At 64.3% G+C, this 14,290-nt stretch carries 15 protein-coding genes; 7 read left to right on the top strand and 8 right to left on the bottom strand.

The genetic code is table 11. From position 1 onward, the window contains the following. Nucleotides 1-1,699, top strand: a 1,699-nt coding sequence (locus GSQ76_RS32000; RefSeq protein ID WP_254070504.1) for a Tn3 family transposase, incomplete at its 5' end; no start/stop codon positions are given. A gap of 93 nt (nucleotides 1,700-1,792) precedes the next feature. Then, entirely contained in the window at nucleotides 1,793-2,020 is a 228-nt protein-coding gene (locus tag GSQ76_RS19075; RefSeq protein WP_158745709.1) for a hypothetical protein, read from the top strand. Between the two features lie 543 nt (nucleotides 2,021-2,563). On the opposite strand, the gene GSQ76_RS19070 is transcribed toward GSQ76_RS19075, so the two are convergent. Continuing rightward, entirely contained in the window at nucleotides 2,564-3,175 is a 612-nt protein-coding gene (locus tag GSQ76_RS19070) for an AAA family ATPase (RefSeq protein ID WP_158745708.1), read from the bottom strand. Between the two features lie 457 nt (nucleotides 3,176-3,632). Further along, entirely contained in the window at nucleotides 3,633-4,067 is a 435-nt protein-coding gene (locus GSQ76_RS19065; RefSeq protein WP_254070503.1) for a thiol-disulfide oxidoreductase DCC family protein, read from the bottom strand. Between the two features lie 125 nt (nucleotides 4,068-4,192). Between GSQ76_RS19065 and GSQ76_RS19060 the strand changes: the two genes are divergently transcribed. Both GSQ76_RS19060 and GSQ76_RS31995 read left to right on the top strand, forming a co-directional pair. Continuing rightward, nucleotides 4,193-4,978: a serine hydrolase gene (locus GSQ76_RS19060; protein ID WP_254070502.1), complete on the top strand. Its 786-nt coding sequence runs from the start codon at nucleotides 4,193-4,195 to the stop codon at nucleotides 4,976-4,978. Continuing rightward, nucleotides 4,915-5,151: a hypothetical protein gene (locus GSQ76_RS31995; RefSeq protein WP_254070501.1), complete on the top strand. Its 237-nt coding sequence runs from the start codon at nucleotides 4,915-4,917 to the stop codon at nucleotides 5,149-5,151. Before GSQ76_RS19060 ends, GSQ76_RS31995 begins: the two co-directional genes overlap by 64 nt. Nucleotides 5,152-5,391: 240 nt before the next feature. On the opposite strand, the gene GSQ76_RS19055 is transcribed toward GSQ76_RS31995, so the two are convergent. From GSQ76_RS19055 to GSQ76_RS19045, 3 genes are all read right to left on the bottom strand, one after another. Then, nucleotides 5,392-6,327: a replication protein RepA gene (locus GSQ76_RS19055; RefSeq protein ID WP_158745707.1), complete on the bottom strand. Its 936-nt coding sequence runs from the start codon at nucleotides 6,325-6,327 to the stop codon at nucleotides 5,392-5,394. Between the two features lie 369 nt (nucleotides 6,328-6,696). After that, complete coding sequence (locus tag GSQ76_RS19050) at nucleotides 6,697-7,020, bottom strand: hypothetical protein (RefSeq protein ID WP_158745706.1); 324 nt, start codon at nucleotides 7,018-7,020, stop codon at nucleotides 6,697-6,699. Next, the gene (locus GSQ76_RS19045) at nucleotides 7,021-7,707 is read right to left on the bottom strand and encodes a ParA family protein (protein ID WP_254070500.1); all 687 of its coding nucleotides are present in this window, start codon (nucleotides 7,705-7,707) and stop codon (nucleotides 7,021-7,023) included. A gap of 255 nt (nucleotides 7,708-7,962) precedes the next feature. Between GSQ76_RS19045 and GSQ76_RS19040 the strand changes: the two genes are divergently transcribed. Both GSQ76_RS19040 and GSQ76_RS19035 read left to right on the top strand, forming a co-directional pair. Beyond that, on the top strand, nucleotides 7,963-9,204 hold the full coding sequence (locus GSQ76_RS19040) for an MFS transporter (RefSeq protein WP_158745704.1): 1,242 nt from the start codon (nucleotides 7,963-7,965) through the stop codon (nucleotides 9,202-9,204). Nucleotides 9,205-9,273: 69 nt separating this feature from the next. After that, nucleotides 9,274-11,556 (top strand): penicillin acylase family protein, encoded by a 2,283-nt coding sequence (locus GSQ76_RS19035; protein ID WP_158745703.1) that lies wholly within the window; start codon nucleotides 9,274-9,276, stop codon nucleotides 11,554-11,556. Here the strand turns inward: GSQ76_RS19035 and GSQ76_RS19030 are convergent. The 3 genes from GSQ76_RS19030 to GSQ76_RS19020 all read right to left on the bottom strand — a co-directional run bounded on the left by GSQ76_RS19030 (nucleotide 11,553) and on the right by GSQ76_RS19020 (nucleotide 12,455). Beyond that, a complete protein-coding gene (locus GSQ76_RS19030) occupies nucleotides 11,553-11,702 on the bottom strand; it encodes a hypothetical protein (RefSeq protein ID WP_158745702.1) in 150 nt (49 codons plus the stop codon). The two genes, GSQ76_RS19035 and GSQ76_RS19030, sit on opposite strands and share 4 nt — an antisense overlap. A 36-nt stretch (nucleotides 11,703-11,738) precedes the next feature. Next, on the bottom strand, nucleotides 11,739-12,134 hold the full coding sequence (locus GSQ76_RS19025; RefSeq protein ID WP_158745701.1) for a hypothetical protein: 396 nt from the start codon (nucleotides 12,132-12,134) through the stop codon (nucleotides 11,739-11,741). An 84-nt stretch (nucleotides 12,135-12,218) separates the two neighbouring features. Then, nucleotides 12,219-12,455, bottom strand: a complete 237-nt coding sequence (locus GSQ76_RS19020; protein WP_158745700.1) for a hypothetical protein — start codon at nucleotides 12,453-12,455, stop codon at nucleotides 12,219-12,221. A gap of 705 nt (nucleotides 12,456-13,160) precedes the next feature. On the opposite strand from GSQ76_RS19020, the gene GSQ76_RS19015 reads away from it, so the two are divergent. Next, nucleotides 13,161-13,583, top strand: a complete 423-nt coding sequence (locus GSQ76_RS19015) for a DUF4189 domain-containing protein (protein ID WP_158745699.1) — start codon at nucleotides 13,161-13,163, stop codon at nucleotides 13,581-13,583. The last annotated feature ends 707 nt before the right edge of the window (nucleotides 13,584-14,290 follow it).

The raw sequence follows: 14,290 nt of genomic DNA, 5'->3' as shown, positions 1-14,290 counted from the left end.
CAGCTTTCTTCGCCCGGCTTGGCGCGACGCGGTGCTGGACAGCGGCAGCAAGGGCCATGCCGAGCAGCGCCGCATCTGGGAAGCAGCCACCCTGCTCGCGCTGCGCGACCGGCTGCGCGCCGGCGACATCTGGGTGGCGGGCAGCCGGCAGTGGCGCGCCGTCGAGGACCAGCTTATCCCGCCCGCCCTGTTCGCCGCCATGCGCGAGGCCGGGCTACTGCCGGTCGCCGTGCCCACGACCGCGGAAGATTACCTGGCCGGGCGCCCCGCCCTGCTGGAGCGGCGCCTGTCAGAAGTCAATGCGAAGGCTGCGGCGGACACGCTGGAGGACGTCAGGGTTAGCGGCGGCGAGATGAAGATCACGCCGCTCAAGGCGATCACCCCGGAGGCGGCGGTGGATGCGGCCGAACGGCTCTACGCCATGCTGCCCAACACCCGCATCACCGCCGTGCTGGACGACGTGCATCGCTGGACCGGGTTCGCCGACGCCTTCACCCACCTGCACACCGGGATGCCGGCCACGAAGCTGCGTGTCGTGCTTACCGCCGTGCTCGCCGACGCCACCAATATGGGCCTGACCCGCATGGCCGACGCCTGCTCAGTGGCGAGCTACCGCGAACTGGCCTGGAACGCCGGCTGGCATCTGCGCGAGGACACCTATCGCCCGGGCCTGGCCATCATCGCCAACGCCCTGCAACGGCACCCGCTCGCCGCCCTGTTCGGGGCCGCCGACGTGTCCAGTTCCGACGGCCAAGCGTTCCTGACCGCAGGGCGCGGCGAGGCACTGGGCGCCCACAACGCCCGGCATGGGCACGGGCGCGAAGCGGCTGCGCTGTTCTACACCCACGTCTCGTCCCGGCATGCCCCGTTCCACACGGCGTCGATCCCGCCCTCGGGCGAGGCGGCCTACGTCATCGACGGGCTGCTCTACCATGAGGCTGACCTCGCCATCTCCGTCCATCATACGGACGGCGGCGGGGTGAGCGACCACGTATTTGCCCTGGCGCACCTCCTGGGGTTCCGCTTCGCCCCGCGCATTCCCAACCTCGCCGACCGCAAGCTCTACGCCTTTGGCTCGGCCTCAACGTGGCCGGCGCTCGCGCCGTTCATCGCAGGCAAGCCCGACGACAAGCTGGTCGCGGCGCAGTGGGACGACGTGCTGCGGATGGCAGCCTCGGTGCGGACGGGCACGGTCAGCGCCTCGCCGCTGCTCAAGCGGCTCGGCGCTTATCCGCGGCAGAACGGACTGGCCTTGGCGCTGCGGGAGATCGGGCGCATCGAACGGACGCTGCACGCCCTGGACTGGCTGGAACGGCCTGGACTGCGCCGGCAGGCGACGGCGGAGTTAAACAAGGGCGAAAGCCGCAACGCCCTTGCCCGTGCCGTGTGCTTCCATCGCCTCGGGCGGCTGCACGACCGCACGGCCCTGGCCCAGCAGCACCGGGCCAGCGGCCTCGCCCTGGTCACGGCCGCCATCGCTCTGTGGAACACCGTCTATCTCGGCCGCGCGCTGGATGCCGCGCGGCGCCGCGGAGACCTGATTCCGGACGCGCTGCTCACCCACTTTGCCCCACTCGGCTGGCAGCATCTCAACCTCACCGGCGACTATCTCTGGGGTGCCGACGCAAGCCTTGGCCCGGACGGGTTCAGGCCACTGCGGGGCACAGCCGCCAGACTGCCTACGGCCGCCGCTGCGTGACCGTGTTCCCAGTCCGTGCTGCCAACCGTGCTATCCCGCCCGTTCTATGGCGTGACCCCGTGACGGCTTCCAGGCAAAGGAGTAAGCTCCAATATGCATGAGGCCGAAATCGCCAGGCTCGAAGCCGAGATTGGCGCCCTACAGGATCAGGAAGAACGCTACATCAGGATTGAGCAGATGCAGACGAACATCGAGAAAATGCGGGCCGATATGAAGCAGTCCAATCGGACCTTCACCATCCAGGCCATCACGGCTGCCGTCGCCTTACTATCCTTCGGGCTCGCCGCCGGCACCGCCATCGGGCACTTCTGGAGCAAATGACCGGGGAGACCTCACGCCATCTGCTCATTCTGGGCGGCGGGCTTCTCACCGGCTGGCTTATGGCGGCGACGATCTATCTACTCGCTCACACGCCAGCCGCCTGCCACTAGACGGCGCGCTGCCCTACCCTGGCCCGAGTTTGGCCGGGTAGCCCATTTCAACCAGGCGCTTCACGATCGCCTCTTCGACGAGCCTCTGCATCGGGAGTCCAGTCTCGAAGGCGGCAAGCTTGAGTAGTTGTAGCCGCTCGACATCATCGACGGCCGTGCTCGCTTTCAGGGCGTGGTCCTGCTCGGATTGGATGATCGCAGGCTGGCGCTCCTGCTCACATTACGTGGCTTCATGGTCGGTGTTCGACATCATCGGTGCGTGCTCACGTGCCATGACACCGGCCCGGGTCACAGCGGCAGCCCGGCGGCGAGCATCTCATCGGTCAGCTCGCGGGTGTGCGTCGCGTCCAGCTCGCCCCGTAGTAGGCGCCTGATCTCGGCGGGCTTGGCGTTGAACTGCTCGGACAGGATGCGACGTTGTAGCCGTGCCGCGTCAACTTGGGCTCCAGTTCGTCAAGCTGACGCGACAGAACTGCCTCCACGACTTCGGCCGTGACCGGCTTCTCTCCCACCCTGAACCCTTCCTCGAACGCCGAGTCAGGTGCTGCTCAATCTGCAAGGGGGTGAGCAGGCGCGTGGCCAGCAGTTCGGCCGCGATATCGGCGAGCATGTCGCCGGGCTTGATGCCTTCGGCGGCGCAAGCCTGGAGCGGCCAGGCGATGTACTCGCGCTGCTGTCCGGCGATGCCGTCGAAGCTGAACGGGCTGGTGCGGTAGCCGATCTCCTCCATGGTGGGCCGGCGCAGGTCGTTGCGGAGCTTGGGATGGCCTGCCAGCACGACGGACAGCTTGCCGCCGCCGTCCGCGATTACCTCCATCAGCCGCTTCAACCCGGTCAGCGTCTTCGGGTGCAGGTTGTGGGTTTCATCTACGAACAAGGCGACCGGCTTGCGCCGGCGCCGGAACAGGGCACGCAACTCGCGCTCGCGCTTCTCACCCTGCTTGGGGATCTTCACGTCGCCTTCCAGCACGAGATCGTAGAACAGGGCGTCGATAAGGGTGACGATGGTGCTGCGTTTCTGGTCCACCGCCAGCGACTTGGACACCAGTACCTTGCCTTCCCGGGCTGTGGATCGGTTCCGAGTTTGACCCCTTTCGGCGTCCAAGGCTGACCTCTCCCTCTCTGCCAATTTCGGCAATCTCTCAGTAGCTTACACGCTAATCAGCGGGGTCAAGATTGGACGCTTAATGGGGGTCAAATGCCATGCTTATCCACATTCTCCCGGCCGATATTGGTGATTACGAGGTCGAACGGGTCCCGACGGGTCGCCGCCACCAGAGTCTTGCCCTCATCAAAGTTAGTGGCCCGGAATACCTCGTAGCCAGCTCTTCCAGATACAGGCTGTAGAACTCCAAGATTTCCGGCACGTGCTCGACAAACAGGATGCGACGATTGGTCATGTGGCCGTGTTCGACTTCGTGAGCCACCGATGCTACGCTGTTCGGGTTCGAAGACCAGAGAGCTTCAACCCACGTGGCCGCCGTCGGTAGGCACGAATTCCATCACGCTAGCCTTCGCGCCAAACGCTGCAGACGGGGTCGCATACGCAGGAATGCTACGTAAGCCCGCTCCAAGACCGCCAGCACGAGACGGTTGCGCGCCATGAGCCCGAACGGCCGCAGCATTGGGACTGCCCGCCACATTGCGGCGAATGCCGCCGCTCCGGACAGCAAGTTCCCGTCCTCTCGCGCATGAAACCTAGCCAACAGCATCGCCCGGTCGATTGGGCAGTCTGTCGCCGCGGTGCGAGAGACATCGGTGAACTGGATGACGCGGCGACGGTCCAGCCGCCGCATCAGCGCGATCTCCCGCTGACACAAAGGGCAATCGCCATCAAACCAGACAAGGAGATCGGTCATGACGCTGCAGATGGGCTCGACTTGGCCCATGTCAGCGGCGCGGGTTAGCGAAAGGTCGGCGTATTCCGCCGGGGTCATCGATGCTGCGTTGGCAGGGCCGACCTGTGATGCCGCCGACCCTCGCTTTAGCGTGCCTTCAAACGACTTCCCGGCCGCAGCTTGCACTTTGCTGCCGTTGCGGGTGTCTCGAACTGAAACGTGGCATGCGCAATTTGAAATGCTCGTGCATCTCCTCTTTCGAGCCGCCGCCCGATAACGAGATCATCGGACCGGTCGCCCCGCGCGGCGGTCCCAACGGCCTGCTGCTGCGCCATGGCAAGCTGGTCGCAAGCTGGGGCGATACGCGCCAGGTCGACATGACGTTCAGCGTCGCCAAGAGCTACCTGTCGATCCTCGCCGGCATCGCGGTGGCCGATGGGTTGATCCCGGACCTGGACGCACCGATTCGCGAGACGGTCGACGATGGCGGCTTCGACAGCGAGCACAACGCGCCGATCACCTGGCGGCAGATGCTGCAATTGACCTCGGAATGGGAGGGCAGCCTATTCGGCAAATCCGAACAGATCGACCGCAACTGCAGCCTGACCAGCGAGGCGGCGGGCCGCCCGGCAGGTGCCAAGGGCGCCGCCCGCCCGCTGCAAACGCCCGGCACATTCTGGGAATATAACGACGTGCGGGTGAACCGCCTGAGCCTCGCGCTCTTGCGCCGATTCGGCCGTGCCCTCCCCCAGGTCTTTGCCGAACGCATCATGCAGCCGCTCGGCGCCTCGTCGGATTGGCGGTGGGAAGGGTACCGCAGCTCCTTCGTCGACGTCGGCGGCAATCAGGTGCAATCCGTTTCCGGCGGCGGCCATTGGGGTGGCGGCGCGTTCATCCACGCGGAAGATCAGGCGCGCATCGGCCTGCTGATGCTGCGTGGCGGAATGTGGGGCGACCAACGCGTGCTGCCGGCGGATGGGTCGCTGCCTCCGTCACCCCTTGCCCGCTGAACCCGCGTTACGGCCTGTTTTGGTGGCTGAACAGCGACGGCACCTACCAACCCGCCGCCCCCCGCAACAATTTCTTCGCCATCGGCGCCGGCGGCAACGTCACCTGGATCGACCCCGAGCACGACCTGGTCGCCGTGCTGCGCTGGATCGACAGCACCAATCTCAACACCTGAATCGAGCAGGTATTGGGCGCGTTGCAACGATGAAAGCTACGTGTAGCAACATGTAGCACGATCGGCAGCGTTGGACTTTACCAGGGATCCGATCCCTGGGGCGGTGTTGGTGTCATGTCCCAACCGCTTGTTTTTACGCCATCGCCCAAGAGGAATGGTCCGCGGTGGACTATGGTAGGGATCGCAGCCCCATTCCTACTGGACTTTGGTAGGAGCGCTGGACTTTACCAGGAAAGCCGCTCAGGTCAGCGTCAACCTGCTGCTTTTATACAGCTTTGGCTCCGTCGGGGAGCGCGAGGGCTTCAGCGTCACCCCGGCGCTGCTCACCTCCACCACCGCACCCGGATACACCGCCATCGCCAGATCGAGGTTTTCTTTGAACTGGCGACGGAAATTGTCGATCCGTGCGAAGCCGTGCCCGAATTGGGCGTCCAGCGCCTTCCACGAGATCGCCCGCGGCGCGTTCAACGAGTGCAGGCGGTAGGCCAGCCAAGTATAGATATCGATCGCCATCGAGTTGTTGGAGATCTGGCGAATCGCGATCTCCTCCACCGGCACCGGATGACGGCGGAGTTCGTCGAAGTAACTTTCCGACAGCCGCGCCGTCTCCAGAAACGGCGCCGACCCGGCGGGCGCTTGATCGTCCACGAACAACGCCTGGTCCAGGATATGCTGGTTCCGCAGCCCCAGCACCCCGCCAGACCGGAACTCGAACGTCATCCGGCAGCGTGCAATCCGGTCCGCCTGGGCCCGCACATCGGTCAGGCTTTTGCCACCGATCGAAATCTGCATCCGCCGCAACCACGCCGTCAGCGTCTTACCCAGCTCAACCTCGCGGGAGCCGGTTTTGATCGCCTGCGTCTGCAAATACAATAGGATAAGCCGTGCGCGAGAGCCGTAGGGAACCCCGACCGCCACCGCCTCCCCGCTTGCCGGAACCCGCAAGCCGGGCTGCACGACCAGCGTCGCCTGGTCGGTCCGCAGCGTCCAACTGGCGTCGTCGGCAAGCCTGCGGTGCGGAAATGACGTGTAGGTCCAACCGGAGAACAGAAAGCTGGTTTCGTTGTCTTCGGACGATAGATAGCCTGAGGCAGCATCGATCACCCGGCGATCCAGCCCGAGTTGCAGTGTTTCTTGTCGGCCAATATCGCTGAGAAGATCGTGTATTCGTGCCATCTGCGCTCCGTTGGGCCAAATGTGCAGTACGGTTAGGATGGTCGCAAGCTGGACTTTGGGAGGGTATTCGAAACCTTTAGAAGTCTTCCTATTAGTTGGTCTGGCAAAGTCCTGTGGGTAACGGGGCTAACCCATTGATCTATGACCGGCGCAGCCAATCGTCCCCTGGTAAAGTCCAGTATTTCGCCTGCAATAGTCCAACGCGGTCTGTGGAGGAATTGGCGGCGAAATTACGATTTACCTCCCAAAGTCCAACGCTTTCCCGCAGCGCTTCCTACCAAAGTCCAACCGAGTCGCGTCCCCTACCAAAGTCCAATGCGGACCGCCCCTGGTAAACTCCAAGCCCCCTACCCTCCTCCGCGGCCCGGCCTAGTCGACCTTTGCCCGCTTCATCAATTCCTCAATCCCCTCCCAGTAGGAGAAGCGATGATCCTCGCAGAACCGGACGAACGGTTCGGCGACGCGTTCGGGGGCGCGGGTGTTGATCGCGACCGTGGGCCCGATCTCCCGCTTGCGGCGATGCAGGGTGCGGCCGCGCGAATCCTCCCGGGTCTTGAACCCCAGCGAGTCGCCGACCGCGTCAACCTTGGCCAATTCTGGCGCTGTCGGTGCGGTATCCGCCGGGCGGATGGCGCGTAGCTTCTCGGCCGTGGTCTTGCGCGCGGCGGAGAAGCCGAATGTGTCGTCGCTCATCTAGGCAAGCTCCGCTTGGGTGGTTTGGGGGGACAGGATGTCGACTAGCTCGTCGGCCAGATGCTGGGCGTTGGCCAGCGCCTCGGGCAGCCCGTTCACGCGTGCCGGGTCAAGCTCGTGCAGCGCCAGGCGGCGGACGAAGATCGCCTTGTAGGCCTGCCGCTCGTTCAGCCGGGTCTGCATCAGCGGCAGCTTGACAGCGACCAGGGCGCCGACGATCTCCTTCTCGATCCTGGTGGAGATGATCGGGCTGGTCCGCGTCAGCAGCACGCGGAACGGGATGACCCGGTCGCCCAACGCCTCCTCCTCCTCATGGATCAGCGCCACCGCCCGGCTGGCTTGGCGGGCGTCGACGCCGCTGGCCTGCAGCGGGATCAGCACCAAATCCGCCTGGGTGATGGCGCGCGACACCAGGCGGCTGGCGGTGCCCTCCAGGTCGACGAAGACGAATTGCTGGTGGGTTCGCTGCTCGCGGATCTGCTTGATGATGGAGCTTTCGGTCGCATCCCCGATGACGGTCAGATCCAACGCCGATTCCCCTCCCCGCCACTCCACGATCGGCCGGTTCGGGTCGGCATCGATGATGGTCACGCTAGCGCCAAGCTGGGCAAGCGTCTGGGCGAGCACGAGGGTGGTCGTGCTTTTGCCGGCGCCGCCTTTGGGATTGGCCACGACGATGACGGGCATTGGGACCTCAGGTTGCGAGTGGTAGCGTGCGGTAGCACGGTCTAGCGGCATGTTGCTACATACCGCTACCCATGGCGGCATCATGCAACATGAAGCGTGCAGATGCGACACACTGCTACACGCCGATAGCACTGTTACAGCTACATGTTGCTACCGCTTTGTAGCAGGTGGTAGCGACCCGGCAGTTGTATAAACCGCCCTCAGCCACCCAAAGCGGGTTTACATTCAATGCGGTCGGGCAGAGTTTTCACCCCGATGACACCCAGCGACCAGACCCCCAGCGACGCGATCCTGGACCCCGAGGCCGCGCCAGACTGGAAGCGCACCCTAGCGGTCATGGTCGGCGCCCAAATCGGCATGAACCTTGGCTTCACCGTACTCAGCCCCGTCATGCCGCTGTATTTGCCCGTGCTGGGCGTGCAAGACCCGGGCGCCATCGACTTGTGGGCGGGCATACTCGCCTCCGTGACATCGTTCATCGCGGCCTTCGTCTCACCGTTCTGGGGCCGCGTCGCCGACCGGCGAGGGCGCAAGCTGATGGTGCTACGGTCCTGCTTCGCCATCTGCGTCTTCATCGGGCTGATGAGCGTGGTGCAGTCGGCCTGGCAGCTTCTGGCGTTGCGCGCGCTAATGGGGGCGTTCGCCGGGTTCAACGCCGCCACCATCACGTTGGTCGCCAGCCAGGTCCCGATGCAGCGGCTGGGCTATTCGCTCGGCTGGCTCAGCACCGGGCAGCTTGTCGGCACCCTGGTCGGCCCGGTGGTGGGCGGGGTGATCGCCGATGTCACCGGCAGTTACCGTGCCCCGTTCCTGGTGACATCGGCCATTTGCCTGGCCTGCGGGCTATTCGTGCTGAAGCTGGTGCAGGAGGGGCACAAGCCAAAGCCCAAATCATCCCGCCCGCTATCGCTGTTCAAAAGCTTCGGCGTCCTGGCCAAGTCGCCCGGCCTGCTGCCGTTATTCGTGGTGCTGCTGTTGGCCCAATTCGGGGTGCAGGCGGTGCAGCCGGTGGTGACGCTGTATGTGGAGCACCTGGCCGGCCAACGGCCGGATCTGGCGACGCTGGGCGGCATTGCGTTCTCCATCACCGGGGTGGGCGACCTGCTGGCGTCGCCGTTCCTCGGCCGGCGCAGCGACACGCTCGGCTATCGGCGAGTGCTGCTGATCTGTTTGGGTGGCGCGGCCTTGACCAGCCTGCCGCAGGCCTTTGTCACCAGCTACTGGGGCTTCGTGGCGGCTCGGTTCGCCTTGGGGCTGTTCGTGGGCGGCATTTTGCCGACCGCCAATGCGCTGGTGGGGCGGCTGGCCGCGTCGGGTGATCGGGGCATGGTGTACGGCATCACCGCCTCGGCCATGTTCCTGGGCGGCTCGCTCGGGCCGCTATCGGGCGGCATCATTGCCGCGACCGCCGGGCTCAGTTGGGTGTTCGTGGTGACGGCGACGCTGCTGCTGGCCAATCTGCTTTGGGTCTACCTCAAAGTGCCTGAAGTGCATTGAGGCGGCGCGGCCCTTGCCACCACGCACGGCCGCGATGAGTGTTCGCGCCGCCATCGAGGAATTCGCAATTTGCCCCAGACATCCGCCTACACCGTTCCCGGCCTGGAGCAGGGGGCGGAAATTCGGGTGGATCGCTGGGGCATTCCGCATCTTCGCGCCAGCAGCCGTCGGGATGTGTTCTTCGTCCAGGGCCTCAACGCCGCACGCGATCGGCTGTGGCAGTTGGATATCTGGCGCAAGCGTGGGCTCGGTCGCATGGCCGCCGATTTCGGCCCCGGCTTCCTCGCGCAGGACCGGGCGGCAAGGCTGTTCCTCTACCGCGGCGACATGGATGCGGAATGGGCCGCCTACGGCACGTCCGAAGCCCGCGCCACCACGGAGGCATTCGTCGCCGGCATCAATGCCTGGATCGGTCTGACGGAGGCCGACCCCAGCCTGCTGCCCCCCGAATTCGCTGCCATGGACACGCGACCGGAGCGGTGGGAGGCAAGCGACGTCGTGCGCATTCGCAGCCATGGCCTGGTGCGCAACGTGCTGTCGGAGGCCGCGCGGGCGCAGATCGTAGCCCGCGCCGGATTCGAGACCGACCTGGTCCGCCGCTCGCTAGAACCAGCCCACACGGCCACGATCCCTGAAGGACTGGACCCGGCCTGCGTGCCGCCAGACGTGCTGGATGTGTTCAAGCTGGCCACCGCCGCGCCCGATTTCAGCCCGGAACGGCTGGGCGCCACCCTGGAAGACGCCTGGCGCTGGACCAAGGTGACCGACACCGGCGACGTCTACCTCCAGGGCTCCAACAATTGGACGATCAGCGGCAGCCGGTCCGCGACCGGTCGTCCGATCCTGGCCAGCGATCCGCACCGCGCGCACGCGTTGCCGTCGCTGCGCAGCATCGTGCATCTGACGGCGCCGGGCATCGACGTCATCGGGGCAGGGGAGCCCGCCTTGCCCGGCATCGCCATCGGCCACAACGGCCACGCCGCCTTCAGCCTGACGATCTTCCCGATGGATCAGGAAGACCTGTTCGTCTACGCCCTGAACCCCGCGAACCCGGCCCAATACCGCTACGGCGACGGGTGGGAAGCGATGACCGACGTCACCGAGACGATCGCGGTACGCGGATGCGCCGACCAAACCGTGCAGCTTGCCTACACGCGGCACGGCCCGGTGGTGAAGGCCGGGGCAGGGGCCGCCTTCGCCGTGCGCACCGTATGGTCGCAGCCGGGCTCGTCCGCGTATTTCGGCTCGCTGGCCTATCTCGGCGTCCGGTCGGTGGAGGAGTTCGGCGCGGCGCTGTCGCATTGGTCCACGCCGTCGGTAAACCAGGTCTATGCCGACGCCACCGGCCACATCGCCTGGTTCGCCGCCGGCCGCAGCCCCGTGCGACCGAACTGGGACGGGCTGATGCCGGTGCCCGGCGATGGGCGCTACGAATGGGACGGGTTCCACGCCTTCGACGCCTTGCCCCGCTCGATCGACCCGGCGCGCGGCTACTTCGCCACCGCCAACGAGATGAACCTGCCGGGGGGCTTTCCCGCCGACGATTTGAAGCTCGGCTTCGAATGGGCTGAGCGGTCGCGCAGCAACCGGATCCACCAGTTACTTGACGCGCAGCCGCAGCACAGCCTGGCAGAGTCCATGGCGCTACAAACCGACGATTACTCGGTCCCAGGGCAGCGGCTGGGCCGATTGATCGCCGGCTTTTCCAGCCCGGCGGCGGCGCTGTTGCAGGCGTGGGACCATCATCTGGCCCGGGACTCCGCGGCCGCGGCCTTGCAGGAGGTCTGGTGGTCGAAACACCTGAAGCCCACCCTGCTGGACCGTGCCAGCCAAGACACGACAGTGCGAAATCTGCTCGTGCCGGGTGACGTGGAAACGCTGTTGGGCCTGCTGGAGGCTGGGTTCGACGGGCACGAAGACCTGCTATCCCGCACCCTGGACGCCGCGTGGGCGGATTGCGCCGCCCGGATGGGGTCGGACCCGGCGGGCTGGGCCTGGGGCCGATTGCACCACGGCGCCTTTCCCCACCCGCTGGCCCGTGTGGCCGACCTGCCCGGCGTAGGGCGGTTGCCCAAGGGTGGCTCCGCATCCACCCCGATGGCGGCGGGTTACCGGATGAGCGACTTCAAGGTCACCCATGGCGCGTCCTTCCGCATGGTCGTGGATGTCGGCAATTGGGATGCGAGCCAGGCCATCAACGCGCCGGGCCAATCCGGCGACCCGCGCAGCCCACACTTCGCGGATCTGGCGCCGCTATGGGCTGCGGGCGAATATGTGCCGCTGCTGTATACCGCCGCCGCGGTGGATGCAGCGACGGAGCACACCATCACGCTGCACCCGGCGAACGCCTAGCCATCCGTCCCGAACAGGCTGCAATCGTCCGTGGCGATGATCCGCCACGGCTTCAGCATGGTGCGGTTATCGACCAGCGGGCAGGCAGAGCCGCGAATCGTGGCCCCGATCGGCAGGCTGGCGACTTTGCCGTACGGGTCGAACACGAGGTATTCGTATTCCTCCGGCCCGGCCCGGCCGCTTCAGTAGTAGAACTGGGCCGATGCGAGTTGCGTGCCGGACAGCGGCTCCAGTGATTCCAGCCCGGATTGGAACAAGGCGAACCGGATCCAATCCCCGGTCGAACCAATCCCGAGGATAACCAGGAGAATGGTCGCAACCCCGAACCCAAGCACGAACCGCTTTAACGCGTGCGAAGCGGCTGCGTCGTCCCATGGACCCGCCGCGACGATGAGGTGGATCAGCGCCGCGCCGATGGCAACGCCCGAAATCCAGTAGACGGGAAATTCGGCGACCCATTCCAGCGCGTCATAGCCCCGAAGCACGGCCGGCACCGCCGCGGTCAACACACCGAGGACCGACACCACGAGCCAGCGCCGCGTGCCCCGGTTACTAGCGTGCTGCGTATCCGAATCCATGTCCCAACGCCGCCGTCATGATGCCATCGGCCGGACTACATGGGTATGATAGGCAAGTCGTTAGCATACGACAGGGAAGGCCGGCTATTCGTCGTCCGCGAGGGGCGGGAAGGTGGTTCGCCGGATGAGCTGCTTGCGGCCTTCGGTCATCCCATCGGCCAGGTCCCGCGCCGCCTGGTCAAGCTGCGGCCAATCGGATGGTTGCCCGGCAGGCGGCTGGGACGCCTCCTTCACTTCCCGGCTCGCAGCCTCCGCCGACGGATCTTTCGCAAGCGCGATATCCAGCGGCGTGGGCTGATAGGGCGGATCGTCTGGAGCCATGTCTTAAAATGATGTCGGATTCACAATGAATGGTCAATAGGATGTTCCGGCCGAGCGAGGACGAACTGCACGGTCGGCACTTGTTATGATATTCGTCTTAAGCACAGCGAACGACCGCTCGCGGAAGACCTAATCGTTTAACTGGATCTACCATCGCTAAAACCTCGACATCCCATAATTTGTGGCGAAGCGGTCTAGAGGCCGATAATAGGCTGAGCTGCTTCAGCCCGCACCAAAGGTCCATAGAATATACTTCAGCCAACTTTAACCTAGCCTTGCCATCTTCGCAGCTTTGGAGATGAAGCTGTGAACCGTGTGATCAGATGGATCTATCCCTTGCTCATGATCATGAATTCATTTGGATTATACATCTTGACTTTTTTGCTTGGACGCATGGAGACGCGAAGCCACTCAAAGATATACCTGCCATCATTATGCTGCTGGCCTTTATGGTGGCACTGACAAAATTATGGAGACAGACGCGTCACAAACCAGTGCAAGAGGGGCCTTAGGCCTGCCACTGTATTCGGTTCGCCAGCAGCAATAGCACCGCTGCCACCATCTTCCCACGCGACGCATGATAGTGTCCACAAAGCCTGTTTGTCGGACGGAATATATTTCCTGGCAAGTTGGTTGATGGTTCAGGTTACCCGGCGTTAGTGACCTCGCCCCATTCTTTTTATTAGCTGTGATATTAAGAATTTAATGAATTTGATCGAAGGTGCCACCCGCCGTTCGGATTTCTCCCCCCTCTGGATCTTACTTGTGCCGCGAGCCTTGACCTTCTGGATCGCCATTGCTGGCGTCATGATTGCAATAGGTATGGTGGCCGCCAAAGCCGAGGGCGCCATTGCTCGAAGCGACGATGACCGGCAAGGGCTGTCATACAACCACTCAAGCTCAATGACAGCGGAGTATGCCGCCTTAAACGATTGCGGCGCAGACTGTAGGATCATTGATCATTTTCACGGGGCATGTGCTGCGATCGCCCGCAATCGTCTCGGTGGCTTCGGCTACGGCATCAAGCCTCACGAAGGACAGGCACAGCACGAAGCCTTTCTTGTCTGTGAGCGAGAGAGTCACGGATGCGGGCTGGTTGTGTCAGGATGCGACTACCGTGGCAATTGAAGTCAATCCTACCGCTCGAACAACGCTCCTCGCGGTTAGAGCCTTACACGTCCGATGCCAACGGGGCGATGACGGCAAGATGAGAGGTCTGTCCTTCGACGCCCAATCCGGGCTTTACCAAATTGGCTGGTGGGATCTTTCGGATGACGATGCCACTGATCTGGTGGGCGGCTGGATCTACCTCCATGCACCCACATCGATAACGTCTGAGCTTGGCGGCCGCGTTCGGAGCTTTGGCAGGTCTCAGATCGGCTCCCTGCCAAAGGGGCTGTTCAATTTCGTCTTCGACTTCAGCCCGGCGGCGAGAAATGTCGAGTGGCGTGGACGGCACTTTGCCGACACGCAAAATCGGACCGGTGGCCTCGTGCCCGCTGATTTGTTACACGAAGGGCCCTAGTCGCGGCGGGCCGAAGACGTGTTTCGCGACTGCATACGGTCGTCCATCTATGCCTTCACGCCTTCGCGACACCGCTAACCGACCTTATCCAACCCTACACCACATCGGTGATCTCTCCCGGGCCGGCCGCGCGCCAGACACCCTTGGCGGCATGGTAGGTGAGATCCTCCACGTTCCAGCTCCCGGTCCCCGGCCGCAAGATCTCGAAAGTGTGTCCGGAAGGGCGACCGAGCCGTGCTGCTTAGAAAGCAAACCATCTACGCAACGATATTAGCTGGAGAAGAGGAACATGGGGAGCACCCAGTCGGTA

It is taken from the genome of Acidisphaera sp. L21 (assembly GCF_009765685.1).
Taxonomy (GTDB): Bacteria; Pseudomonadota; Alphaproteobacteria; order Acetobacterales; family Acetobacteraceae; genus LMUY01.
This window is presented reverse-complemented; position numbering and strand designations above follow the sequence as displayed.

What these genes read in the sequence shown, in the direction of transcription:
- GSQ76_RS19075 (WP_158745709.1), top strand. Translation starts at nt 1,793, where the DNA reads ATGCATGAGGCCGAAATCGCCAGGCTCGAAGCCGAGATTGGCGCCCTA.
- GSQ76_RS19065 (WP_254070503.1), bottom strand. Translation starts at nt 4,067, where the DNA reads ATGACCCCGGCGGAATACGCCGACCTTTCGCTAACCCGCGCCGCTGAC.
- GSQ76_RS19060 (WP_254070502.1), top strand. Translation starts at nt 4,193, where the DNA reads ATGCGCAATTTGAAATGCTCGTGCATCTCCTCTTTCGAGCCGCCGCCC.
- GSQ76_RS19055 (WP_158745707.1), bottom strand. Translation starts at nt 6,327, where the DNA reads ATGGCACGAATACACGATCTTCTCAGCGATATTGGCCGACAAGAAACA.
- GSQ76_RS19050 (WP_158745706.1), bottom strand. Translation starts at nt 7,020, where the DNA reads ATGAGCGACGACACATTCGGCTTCTCCGCCGCGCGCAAGACCACGGCC.
- GSQ76_RS19045 (WP_254070500.1), bottom strand. Translation starts at nt 7,707, where the DNA reads ATGCCCGTCATCGTCGTGGCCAATCCCAAAGGCGGCGCCGGCAAAAGC.
- GSQ76_RS19040 (WP_158745704.1), top strand. Translation starts at nt 7,963, where the DNA reads ATGACACCCAGCGACCAGACCCCCAGCGACGCGATCCTGGACCCCGAG.
- GSQ76_RS19025 (WP_158745701.1), bottom strand. Translation starts at nt 12,134, where the DNA reads ATGGATTCGGATACGCAGCACGCTAGTAACCGGGGCACGCGGCGCTGG.
- GSQ76_RS19020 (WP_158745700.1), bottom strand. Translation starts at nt 12,455, where the DNA reads ATGGCTCCAGACGATCCGCCCTATCAGCCCACGCCGCTGGATATCGCG.
- GSQ76_RS19015 (WP_158745699.1), top strand. Translation starts at nt 13,161, where the DNA reads ATGAATTTGATCGAAGGTGCCACCCGCCGTTCGGATTTCTCCCCCCTC.